The 12,222-nt window shown below is 44.3% G+C and carries 11 protein-coding genes; 2 read left to right on the forward strand and 9 right to left on the reverse strand.

Features of this window, described 5'->3' with window-relative positions:
• The first annotated feature begins 125 nt into the window (after positions 1–125).
• Positions 126–1,223: a mandelate racemase/muconate lactonizing enzyme family protein gene (locus tag B2U90_RS02710; RefSeq protein ID WP_292017041.1), complete on the forward strand. Its 1,098-nt coding sequence runs from the start codon at positions 126–128 to the stop codon at positions 1,221–1,223.
• Here B2U90_RS02710 and B2U90_RS02715 read toward each other — a convergent pair.
• Positions 1,214–1,774 carry a phosphatase PAP2 family protein gene (locus B2U90_RS02715; protein WP_059075634.1) on the reverse strand — a complete coding sequence of 187 codons (561 nt, stop codon included), beginning with the start codon at positions 1,772–1,774 and terminating at the stop codon, positions 1,214–1,216. The genes B2U90_RS02710 and B2U90_RS02715 overlap by 10 nt on opposite strands.
• A gap of 401 nt (positions 1,775–2,175) precedes the next feature.
• On the opposite strand from B2U90_RS02715, the gene B2U90_RS02720 reads away from it, so the two are divergent.
• Entirely contained in the window at positions 2,176–3,120 is a 945-nt protein-coding gene (locus B2U90_RS02720) for an alpha/beta hydrolase (RefSeq protein WP_240937221.1), read from the forward strand.
• Here B2U90_RS02720 and B2U90_RS02725 read toward each other — a convergent pair whose 3' ends face one another.
• The 8 genes from B2U90_RS02725 to B2U90_RS02760 form a co-directional block, all read right to left on the reverse strand.
• Positions 3,121–3,696, reverse strand: a complete 576-nt coding sequence (locus B2U90_RS02725) for a 4Fe-4S binding protein (protein WP_113856312.1) — start codon at positions 3,694–3,696, stop codon at positions 3,121–3,123.
• Entirely contained in the window at positions 3,693–3,893 is a 201-nt protein-coding gene (locus B2U90_RS02730; RefSeq protein WP_075581541.1) for a 4Fe-4S binding protein, read from the reverse strand. The genes B2U90_RS02725 and B2U90_RS02730 overlap by 4 nt, the downstream gene beginning before the upstream one ends.
• A gap of 163 nt (positions 3,894–4,056) precedes the next feature.
• Entirely contained in the window at positions 4,057–7,170 is a 3,114-nt protein-coding gene (locus tag B2U90_RS02735; RefSeq protein WP_292017042.1) for a type III restriction-modification system endonuclease, read from the reverse strand.
• Positions 7,163–8,170 carry a PDDEXK nuclease domain-containing protein gene (locus B2U90_RS02740; protein ID WP_292017043.1) on the reverse strand — a complete coding sequence of 336 codons (1,008 nt, stop codon included), beginning with the start codon at positions 8,168–8,170 and terminating at the stop codon, positions 7,163–7,165. Before B2U90_RS02740 ends, B2U90_RS02735 begins: the two co-directional genes overlap by 8 nt.
• Positions 8,170–9,669, reverse strand: coding sequence for a site-specific DNA-methyltransferase (locus B2U90_RS02745; protein WP_292017044.1), 1,500 nt, complete (start codon positions 9,667–9,669; stop codon positions 8,170–8,172). Before B2U90_RS02745 ends, B2U90_RS02740 begins: the two co-directional genes overlap by 1 nt.
• A gap of 76 nt (positions 9,670–9,745) precedes the next feature.
• Positions 9,746–10,057, reverse strand: coding sequence for a hypothetical protein (locus B2U90_RS02750; protein WP_204904438.1), 312 nt, complete (start codon positions 10,055–10,057; stop codon positions 9,746–9,748).
• Positions 10,044–10,676 (reverse strand): DUF4391 domain-containing protein, encoded by a 633-nt coding sequence (locus B2U90_RS02755; RefSeq protein ID WP_292017045.1) that lies wholly within the window; start codon positions 10,674–10,676, stop codon positions 10,044–10,046. The genes B2U90_RS02750 and B2U90_RS02755 overlap by 14 nt, the downstream gene beginning before the upstream one ends.
• Positions 10,677–12,222 (reverse strand): C-terminal helicase domain-containing protein (locus tag B2U90_RS02760; protein WP_292017046.1); only part of this gene is annotated, 1,546 nt, incomplete at its 5' end.

Genomic DNA, 12,222 nt, shown 5'->3' on the forward strand with positions numbered 1-12,222 from the left:
AAAATTCATTTCCTCATCCATACCCTGTATATGCCACTTCCAGCCAGCAGTTTCTGGACAATCATGACACGAGCCAGTACAATAATACTGATATATACTTCATAAAACAACGAAAGGAATCCCCCATGAAAATTACAGATATACGCGTGGGAATTGTACGCATCCCACTCAAAACCCCCTTCGTCACGGCACTGCGTCGTGTCGATACGGCCGAAGACCTGATTATCAAAGTCATCACCGACGATGGACATACTGGCTGGGGCAATGCACCGGCGACGGTTGTCATCACCGGAGACAGCCATGCATCTGTGGCCTCGGCTATCAAAGATACGATAGGACCGCAGATTCTTGGCATGGATATCGATGACAGGGAAGCCATTCTCCAACGCATCCAGCACAGTATGGTGCATAATACGTCGGCTAAAGCCGCCCTCGATATAGCGGTTCACGACTTGTTCGGGCAAAAATATCACCTGCCCCTGTATCGCTTTTTCGGCGGCCTGCGTCAGCGCATCACTTCAGATCTGACCATCAGCCTGGGAGAACCGGAACAAATGGTTCAGGACGCACAAAAAGCCATACAGGCAGGCTATACAAACCTGAAACTCAAAGTCGGCGTCGATGCTGCTCTCGATATCCGCCGCGTCCGGGCCATCCGTCAGGCTGCCGGCCCGCATATCGCCATTCGTCTCGACGCCAATCAGGGCTGGAAACCCAAAGAAGCCGTGCGCACGATTCGTCGTATGGAAGATGCCGGCCTCGATATAGAATTGATTGAACAACCCGTAGCAGCCTCTGACACAGAAGGACTGAAATTCGTCACCGACCACGTAGATACGCCGATCATGGCCGATGAATCCGCATTTAGTCCTGGTGATGTATTTCATCTTCTCGCCATCCGTGCCTGTGACCTCATCAATATTAAGCTCATGAAAGCCGGCGGTCTCGGGCCCGCTTCCCAGATTGCTTCCATGGCACAAGCCTCCGGCATAGACTGCATGATGGGCTGTATGCTGGAAAGCAAAATTGGCATTACCGCTGCAGCCAGTCTCTCTGCCGGTAATCCCGCCATCGCAATCAACGACCTCGATGCGTCCGACCTCATGGCAGACGATCCCATCATAGGAGGAATTTCCTATGATAGAAATGAACTTATCCTGCCGCAGGCTCCCGGGCTGGGCATTACCGATGTGGCAGGCTGGCAGGAGTGGGATTACCGATAAAGACTGTGTCTCATGAAAAACCGTTTTTTCGCATACTGGCAAATCCGGTACGCACCATAGCCGACACCAACCCCCAGGACAGCCCCGGCCAAAACATCACTGGGAAAGTGCATGAACAAATACATCCGGGAAAAAGCTACGACTGCCGCCAGTCCATAAGCCAATATGCCAAGACGCTGGCGGTAGCAGTATATGACCGTCGCTCCGGCAAAGAAAAAGAATGAATGACCAGAAGGGAAGGAGTAACTAACGGGATATTTGAGTGCCTCTACCACGGGAGCTCCTTCGATGACGATATACGGACGGATCCGCATGACCACATGCTTCAGGACGACATCACCAATGAAAACAGCTGCAATGACGGCCACAATAATGGTCAATGTTATCCAGCGGCTGCGGCGATTCCACAGGCCGGCAGCAGCCAGCCCCAGCCAGAGCCACAGACAATTGATGCCTGTCGTAAACAACGTAATGAAACTATTCATATGCGGACCAGCCAGGCGGTGCAACCAGAATAATACATGTACATCAGTTGATAAAATCCATTCCATACATATCCTCCCTTTCGCAATGAACGCAGTATATCACGGAAGAGAGCACAGGTAAAATATATATAATGTAGGGAATCCATATGATAATCATATGGATTCCCTACATTACATTTCTGATTCCGCGGGACGCTGCACGGCATATAGCACGTATGGAAACCAAACAAAAAACACTCGCAAACCCCATTACAGCAGGCTTTGCGAGTGCTTTTTTCATTCAAGCGTGCCAAAGATGAGATGATAACAAAAGCGAATCATTGCCGCCACCCGCATCCCATGCTAGAATGAAACAAATACGTTAAATAAAGGAGATGCTGATAAAATTGTTCAGTCACAGCCAGAAATCAAAAAAACAATTAATAGCTCTTGCCCTGACCGGGCTTGTGTGGATAGGAGGCAATGCTATGGCCATGAATGTCAATGTCGATTCTGCTACGAAGGATATGCCGGGAAAAGTGGAAAGCACGAAAATTTCCGTCCCGTTGAAGACGCCCGTCATCAACCAGATTTCCGATGTCGTATACGAACAGGTCCCGATGCGGGGCTATCCTAATGTGGCCATGAAGATGGATATTCTCCAGCCGAAATCAGAGAAGAAACTTCCCGCCATCGTCTATGTCACCGGCGGCGGCTTCATCAATGCCAATAAGGATAACGGCATCCAGCTCCGGATGCATCTGGCAGAAGCCGGTTATGTCGTCGCGTCCATCCAGTACCGGGTAGCGCCTACGGCACGTTTCCCAGAACCACTGGAAGATGTGAAATCGTCTATCCGCTATTTGAAAGCCCATGCAGACCAATTCGGCATCGATCCGGAACGGGTCGGCATCATCGGTGGAAGTGCCGGCGGTTATCTTTCTGCTATGGCAGCTACGACCAGTGGCACGACGACCTTTGATAAAGGGGACAATCTCCAGACAGGAAGCAATGTAAAAGCGGCCGTAGATCTGTATGGCCTTTCCGATCTCACCCGTATCGGTGACGACTACAGCGATGTTGTGAAAGAAGCCCACCAGTCGGCTGGCGCTACAGAAGCATTGTGGGTGAACGGATCTGCTGTATTCGGTGGAAAAGACGGTGGCATCCTGGCCAATCCAGAAGGCGCAAAAAAAGCCAATCCCATTACCTATATATCCCAGACCAGTGCCCCTATGCTGCTCATGCATGGAACAAACGATACCATCGTTTCCCCCAGCCAGACCGACCTGCTCTTCCAGGCTCTCCAGAAACATAACATCCCATCCAAACGGTACCTGGTAGAAGGCGCGGCCCATGGTGGTATTTACTGGAACCAGGAAGAAGTGCTCCACATCATCACGGACTTCTTTGACTCTTATTTAAAAGGCTAATTATCCCTTCTTATTCCGGAGCTTACAAATTCCCTGTGTCAGTGTTCCCATGGGACAGAACGTACACCACGCCCGGGGGCGGAACCAAAGCATGGCAACAATCGCTATGAGTTCTGAAGTCAGCATCAAACTATACAGCTTGAATGAAAATTGTACTACCCAGGGAGAAACAGCTGCCGTACTGGTCCATTCCCAGGGAAGGCGGATTGTCCAGAACAGCATAACCGCATCCTGAACCGATGCCACACCTCCGGCAACCAGCCAGGTCGTCCAGAGGGCACTGCCAAACATGGCAAAGAAAAAAGCCATGAACAAGACTCGAAAGACGGTACTATGAAGAAATGCCGGCATGGCATGGCGCCGGGATAACCCGGCCTGACTCCCGAAAAAACGCAAAAATTGTCCCCGGTCACAATAGCGGTTACAAAATAATTTGTTGCCACCGATAATTGCAAACAGCAACGGCAGGCAGAAATTAATCAGTCCCAGCCAGGCAAACAAGATATTAACAAAGCCCAATGAAAAATAAATAATGGACCAGATCCACAAATAATGATACCAATGACGGCTCTTCATCGGCGCACCTCCAAATGAATAACGCTAGCCGGACATTCCCGGGCACAACGGCCACAACCCACACAGCGCGTTACATCTACCCTGGCAAAACAACCATGCCACACTGAAATAGCTCCACGGGGACAAACATCGGCACAACTCCCACAGGCCACGCAGCCCTCCTGTCGGACTACAGCATATCTCTTAATAGTACTCATACAAACTCCTTTTTATACATTCAACAGACACAATAGCCCCAGCCGTAATTGTTATATAAATGCTAACCTTTAAGAGCCGGTATCATTTGACAAAACACCACCGGTACCATACACCAAGGATTCCTTCTATTTAGCTTTTATCCAATGCATCCGGACTATTTCCTCAAATAGCGTTCATCATACTTAGCAGGTTTTGATAGGAATCTACCTGTCCGTAGACTACATCGTCCGTTGAAATTTCATTGAACAAAGTCTTAGCGCATTTAATCTTGGCCTGTTCAATGGGACGCAAATCCATGCTTTCCATAGAGCCCTTTGTTTCAGCTACAAAGTAAATATGCTTCACAGTTCCCTTCTGAAATGCTATCGCCCAGTCCGGTGCATAATTTCCGACAGGTGTCGGAATCTGGAACCCCCGTGGCAATTTAGCATACACAACCACTTTATCGTCTAAATCCATGTCTTCTGCAAATTTTCGCTCTATAGATTTTTCTGCTGTTCCATCAGTAAATACATAGTCCTGCACATTTTTCTTGGCCGGGTACGCCTTAGAAAAATCCTTGTTTTTTTCAGCTGTAAAGATTTCAGAATCATAGGTACCATCCGTCCTATTATACGTAATGTCATCGACAATCATGGTAGCCTTTTCTTCATTGATAAGTTTCGTTACCTTGGAAATGAATTCTTCCGGATTATGTCGGTACATTGCAAATTTCGCAGGAGAAATTCCCTTCAGAATCATAGCAACCGTTTTTCTAGTCAAATGTGTCCCAGCGCCAATTTTGCCAACAAGATCGTACTTGACTTGGCTCGTTTCGCCTCGTTTCAAATCGTATGTATGGCTTTTTTCTGATACAAAACCATTCCCTGATTTTATAGTCTCAGCTGACCAATCGTCGCCTTGCTTCCCTTTTGTTACGGTATACTGCAATTGAGAAACAAAGAGCTTCTCATCAATATGCTGAATCGCTTTTTGAATCAGCTCCTGACTATCAAAATGCACGGTATAACTCCATTTATGGTTAATATAGTTCCAAAGGGTCTGGAATTCTTTCTTATAGAAGTTATCATTCAACGCATTTTCCTGAATTTTGGTCTGATGACCGTCTTCAATCATTCCATCCAGTGCATGTTCATCAAAAATGCTCTGAACGAGTGCATGCACTCCGGCTGTAATGTCTTTTATTTTATCTGGAAGTGGGGCTAAGGTCTTGTTTTCTGCATCAGCACGATACGCATCTGTTACATAACCATCTTCATCTATATAAGAATTCTTGACAAGGTAGAAATAAATCATATTTGCCTGGTCACTAGTAACAGTCACCACATCGTCGCCAATTTTAATCCGCTTGCCTTGGAAATATTCCACTGTAGCTTTGGTCGGACGTTCATACAGGTCGTCTTTAATGTCGTTTTGAAGCGAAGAAACAAAATCTTTATACCCGTCACTGGCAATGACAGTCAGTTTGTTGATTTCCTGCACTTCTGAACCAAGAACTTGTTCATCCATCCTGTCACCAGACTGATTGACGCAGAGGCGAAGACCACGGCCTACTTCCTGCCTTTTATTCGTCGTACTGTCTCCCCCATGCTTTAAGGTGCAGATTTGGAAGACATTGGGATTATCCCAGCCTTCACGAAGCGCAGAATGTGAGAAAATGAACCGCACTGGGTTATCGAGAGAAAGCAGTCTTTCCTTATTCTTTAGAATCAATTCATAAGCGGATTCGTCATCACTGAAATCTGAACCGCGCTTTGTTTTAGAATCTACCTTATGCCCTTTCTTGTCAATACTGAAGTATCCTTCATGGGTTGCATGGACATCAATCCGCTTCAGATACTGATCATAGGGTGTATTAAAGAGTGTCAAATACTCATTCAAAATAGAAATATATTCCTCTTCAAACATTTGCCCATATTCTGAGTTGACTTCATTGCCTTCTTCATCATACTTCCGATAATTCTCTACCTTATCGATAAAAAACAAAGACAGCGTCTTGATACCGCGGTTATACAATTCCTTTTCCTTCTCGAAATGAGAACGGATAGTTTCCCGAATCTGAACCCGGCGAATGTCCTTTTCGCTGACATCGCCCAGGACTTCACCCGTGTGGATTTCCGCACCATTGGTAAAGGTCACGACGCCTCGAATCGGGTCAATATCATTGATATGATAGCCCTGATACTGTTCCATCTCTTTGGAAAGAGCATACAAATCATCATCGACTCCGACAATACGGGTTTCACGCTTGATGGATTTACCATATTTGATTTCAAATTCCAGTCGGGCCATGGGCGGCTTTTTCGGTGAAATGATAATGTTTTCAAGATACAGATAACCATCTGTTCCACGCAAATTATGGATGTCGAAGCCTTTGACCTCAATCTTTTTGACCAGCTTCATCCGATACGCATCCAGTGCATCCAAGACGTAAACTAGGTCATGATGCTCTTTATGCGTAGCAGAATAATTCAACGTAAAAAGCGGATGGAATTCTTTCAATGCTTCCTGCGTTTTCTTTCCGCCCATCTTCTGCGGTTCATCGAGAATCACAATGGGCCGGTTCACTGCAATTACATCAATAGGCTTTCTTGAGCCGAAATCATCTCTTGCTGAAAAAATAATTCGAGCCGCCTTATCGCCACCTCTGCCTTCTTTATTTTTCTCTTTATTAAACCCAGCATTGAAAGCCTGTACATTGATAATCATGACCGAGAGGTCTGCACTGGAACTGAAACTGTCGATATCAGTCAAATTTTTAGAGGTATAAACAAAGAAGCGGGCTTTCTTGCCATACTGTTCCATGAAATGGTCCTGCATGGTCTGAAAGCTCTTCTGGACGCCTTCGCGAATTGCAATGGACGGAACGACGACGATGAATTTACTCCAGCCATAGCGCTTATTTAACTCAAACATAGTCTTGATGTAGACATAGGTTTTCCCTGTCCCTGTTTCCATTTCTACATCCAAAGAACAAGTGCCTAAATGCTTTGCCAGAGAAGACGACTCCTTAATATTATTATCGTTTTGGATATCTCGTATATTGTTTAGCAGCTGATGTGAGTCAAGCTCTACCGGTGCATTCGAAAAACCAATGTAAAGGTCTTCATCAGAGACTTCCCAGTTAAACAGATTTTTATCGCGCATCGTTGAACCCGTATCGCGGCGATAACTCATTTTATTCTGAAATGGCTGTCCGGCAAAAACTTTTACCACGCTGTCCACCGCTGCAGTCTGATAGTCTTGTATGGTAAATTTAAATTTCATCTCAGTCATCCTTTTCATCTCCCTGGGAATTTTCTATGGCCTGATCCGGATGCTGAGTATAGAAAATCGCCTTTTGCTTCTCAACTTCCTCTTTTAACTGTTCTTTCGTTGGAAGATATGTCAAGTACTTCGACATAAAGAGTCTGTCATTATCATGCAGGACCGAGTATCGTGCAATATCTGCATCCGTTTCAGAACATAGTAAAATGCCGATTGTCGGATTATCCCCTTCTTTGCGCTTCAGGTCATCATACATCCTCACGTACATATCAATCTGCCCAACGTCTTGATGTGTAATTTTTCCCATTTTCAAATCAATCAGCACATAGCATTTCAATTCAATATTGTAGAAAACAAGGTCAATATAGTAATCATCTGTTTCGGTTACAATATGCTGCTGTCTCGCAACAAAGGCAAATCCTCTCCCCATTTCCATCAGAAAATCCCGGATGTGTGAAAGGATAGCAGATTCCAGGTCACTTTCCAGATACGAATCTTCATTTTTAAATCCCAAAAATTCTGCAATCACTGCGCTCTTTTGAGGCGATTTCAGAAGCCGGTAATAATACTGAGTACTAATATTGCGATCCAGTGTCCGAGAACTCCAGCCTTGTTCCGCTGATTCACGTAAATACCAAATGCGGGCATCTTCGTCGCTGACTCGAAGGAGAGAGCGAAAATGTGTCCATGTAAGATTTGGCACGCATGCGTGCCAAATCTCGCGTTCCGGAAATAGGAGATAAAATTGTCTGTAATTCCGAAGATTTCTAGCCGTAAAACCTGACCCGAATTCTACTGTCAGGACAGCCGCCAGGTTTTTAATCAGCGCTTTGCCATATTGGGCACGCGCCTTTCCTTTCTGTTCTTCTTCTACAATCCGTTTCCCAATATTCCAATACATATCAATCATCGCTTGATTGATAGATTGATACGCAGCTTTTCTTCCAGAAGCAATAAGCACCTCTAAATCTTTTATTAAGGAATGATATGAACTAAGATCTTTTTCCATTAGAGCACCTTCCTTACGGTCTGCGGACTATAGGTCATAAATATCTGTTCGAAGTTAGCCGCTACGCTGTCATCTGCCATGGAACTATCACGGAATACCGCATAATACGGATGCTGCTTGGCAATGGCCGTTACTACTTCTTCGGTAACATTTTCATCAAAGCAGGCAATCAGATAGCCGTTTTCTACAGAAAAGACTTTTTTGCCAGCTATTTTCTTCTCCTCGATTTTTGACGAAAGGAGTACACCCAAATCAAGCATGACCTGAATCAGCAAATCTTCTGGCGTGCGGTCTTCCTTGATATTATCGGCAAAAAGATCCATTTGATTTTGTTTCATATCAGCTGGCTTGTAATAGACATCTTTCATGTTGGAAGAATCCACTTTAAAACAGCGGAAGCCATAATCGATATCAGCACCCGTTTCTTCCTTGATTTTCTTACCAGCGCGGCGAATGCGTTCTTCGCCGATGTCACAAATTGTACGATATCCATCATGATAGGCATCACTATCTGCAGGTATATCTTCCGGTAATTGAACCATAATGTATTTTACATTTTTATTTACTTTTACATTATGATGTAATATCGCCTCTGCAGTAGAAGCGGACCCAGAAAAAAAGTCGAGTACAATAGAGCTATTATCCACAGCAGCTACAGTAAGTATTTTTGCCATTAGCCGTTGAGGTTTAGGCCCATCAAAATATCCCTTATCATCAAATAATTTTTTCAACTCTTGTCGCCCTTCTTGGTTATGGCCCACCTCTTCATATTTCCAAATCGTTGTTGGAGTCATCCCTTGTTGAACATCAGCTAAATATCTCTTTATACGGGGCATGTTTTCCCCATTGGTCCCAAAATATACTCTTCCTTCATCAATTAATTTTTTCATTTTTTCTTTACTAGTAAACCAACACCTTCCATTAGTTGGGTATACAACTTTTCCATTAGGTGTTGTTATAGGGTAATCATATGTTGCAGAATAAGTCTTGACAGTCATATTATCTGCTGCCCATGGACCTCTAGGATCGTTATCTGGATTTTTATATCTTGCATTTGCTTCATCTGTTCTCGGTAATTTACCAATTACAAAATTATTAATTTTTTTCGCATATACCAATATGAAATCATGACTTACAGAAAAATATTTAGCATCATTTTTTGGTGAAAATGCCCTTTCCCATACTACTGTACCTACATAATTCTGCATGCCGAATATCTCATTACACATCGCTTTTAAATTTTCCGACTCATTATCACCAATCGAAATAAAAATAACTCCATCATCAGAAAGAAAATCTTTTGCAATTCTTAACCTGGGATATATCATGTTCAACCAGTCTGTATGAAACCGTCCATTGCTCTCCAGATTTTGTACCATTCGGTTTCCTTCTACATCTCGCTGCCCGCTGTTTTCACCATATTCTTCTATACTTTGATAGAAATCATCCTCATAGATAAAATCATTTCCCGTGTTATACGGCGGATCAATATAAATCATCTTTACTTTTCCAAGATAGGTTTCCCGCAGGATTTTCAGGGCGTCGAGGTTATCGCCTTCGATGTATATATTTTCGCTATCGATGTCCCCCCCCCTGTGTACCATCGCGACTGACCGATTTTTCTCGATCAAGTCTCAGTGTTTTGGCAATGGGCTGATTTGCAAGCATGATGGTTTTCCGCTTATCCGGCCAGGTAAACTGATAGCGCTCCTGCCCATCATCTACGACCTGCGTATTGATTTCCTGCATAAGCACATCTTTATCGATGGCACGGATTACATGCCCCTCTTCATCGATGGTTTCTGTGACCGCATTGGGAAACAAGGCCGCCAGTTTTTCATAATTTTCTTTTGCTAAATCAGCCGTATGCATTTCAAGCTTTTCCATGAGTGATTTCCTCCAATTGTTTTTTATAGTCTTGCATCCGGGTATATATTTCAAACCGCTTTTTCGGCTGTTGTTCTTTCCAGGCAGCGGCTTCTGTCTTGTGAATCAGCTTATTCAGCCGGTTGATTTCATCCTGCCGTTTTAACTGTTCATCTATAGGGAGTTCTTGTCTCTGTAGCACATCTTCCGAAGAAATGGCAATTTGCCGTACCAGATTATCCCATATTTCGTCCAACGTATTTCCTTGAAGTACCAGGGAAAGGTCATTTTTCTTCATCCAAGCCGTGCGATAGAGTTTGCGGTGATACACAGCTAGCTGGCAACATTCTCCGTACATAAGCAAAAAAATGAGCTTATGAGGATTCTGTCTGGCAATAGCCTCCACGATTTTCCCATCAAAGTCCTGCAGTTTAAGACGCAGAGATAAGAGCAGGATTTCCTTTATATCACTTTTATTTTCCAGATTCAGATTGCGCTGAGTCAGACTGTTTTCGACTTGAATCTGCTCTACGTCAGACACAAATCGGGCTTTCAGCGCTGCCGTAAGTGATAGATGCTGATAAAACGCTTCTTTCGGAAGTCTCCGGCGAATAACCGTGCTTTTCGGAAAGTCAATCATTTATTTCACCACCATAAAACAAATTAGTTCAAAATCATCCAGCCCAGAGAATCCCATATCCTGAAACGTAGTCTCTCCCGAAGAAAAAAAGCTGTCAATATCCTCTTCCTCTTTCGTTTCAATAATCGATTCGATAGCCGCTTCAAGGAGTTTGGAAACATTTCCCATGTTTCGGCCATCTTTCGTCTCTTTATTAAAGATATGGCACAGTTCCTGAATGGGAACCTTCTTCCCTTTAGCTATATGCCGCATTTCGTCCAGCGTATCTTTTGGCTGCAAGTGGTGGGTAATAATCTCACCATCACTGCCAACATATACCATATAGAACGGATGGAGCCGGTTCTGATTCTTGATGTTGATTTTCGGGTTTACATTCTTTAATACGAATATCACGCCCGGCTTACGTCCCTTTGCCACAGCATGGATGCCAAGTGGTATATGCTCTATATCTGGATGGTCCTTCATATAGGCGAGCAAATCCATGCGGAAGTCATTGAGTCCTAAATCGGTAATAGAGACACCACTTGTCATGTCTTCCAAGTCCACGACTTCTTCCTGCAGCTTTTTCAGCTGTTCCTTACGGTAGGCTAAATCGCCTTTTTCATCCTGATTGATCAGGTCATCGTCACCGGTTGAAGTCATGACAGAAATCCTCATCCTTGTTTCGACTCTCGCCTTCAGGTTAATATATTCGTCCAGCGTCAAGTCAGGCCAGAAATTCACCAGCTGAATGACCTTGTTCTGACTGCCGATACGATCGATTCGCCCGAACCGCTGAATGATACGGACAGGATTCCAATGAATGTCATAATTAATACAATAATCACAATCTTGCAGATTCTGTCCCTCGGAAATGCAGTCCGTGCCAATCAAGATATCAATATTTGTATCCTTATCTGCTGGATAGAGAATATCCCTGTCTTTTGATATGGGAGAAAAGCAGGACAATACATGATTCATATCTGCTTTGAAATGGGGAATCGTCGTCCTGCCTTCAATGCTGCCAGTGACAAGCGCCGTATGAAGGCCAATCTCCTTGGCTTTAGGCGCTATATTTTCGTAAAGGTATTCTGCTGTATCGGCAAAAGCCGTAAAAATAAGGATTTTCCGATTGCCCAGGTTAATGGGATCCGCTTCCTTTTTCTGAATGACTCGAATCAGTTGATTCAGCTTATAATCGTATTCCGGCGTAATATCTTTCACCATGCCGATGAGCAGGGAAAGGGTTTCCAAGTCTGCTTTGATGTCACGCTGCCATGAAATATAATCCATATCACGTAAATCAATTTGTATCTTTTTCCCTACAGAAAAGAAGTCTGTATTCTGATCGTCGTCATCAAAATCCATGGCTACACCAGACAAATCGCCCATTTCGTTCAGATTGCCCTGCCCCTTTTCCCTGAAGGTATCGATAATCTGGTCCGTTTCATACAGATACTGGTACACCCTTTGCACTGTCAACAGGAAGGAATGAACCGAACTTTCCATGCGCTTTAAAAGGTTGATACTCATGAGACGCTGGATACCTGTTTCACGGCCTTTGCGG

It is taken from the genome of Megasphaera sp. UBA4233 (assembly GCF_002395615.1).
GTDB classification, from domain to species: Bacteria; Bacillota; Negativicutes; order Veillonellales; family Megasphaeraceae; genus Megasphaera; species Megasphaera hexanoica.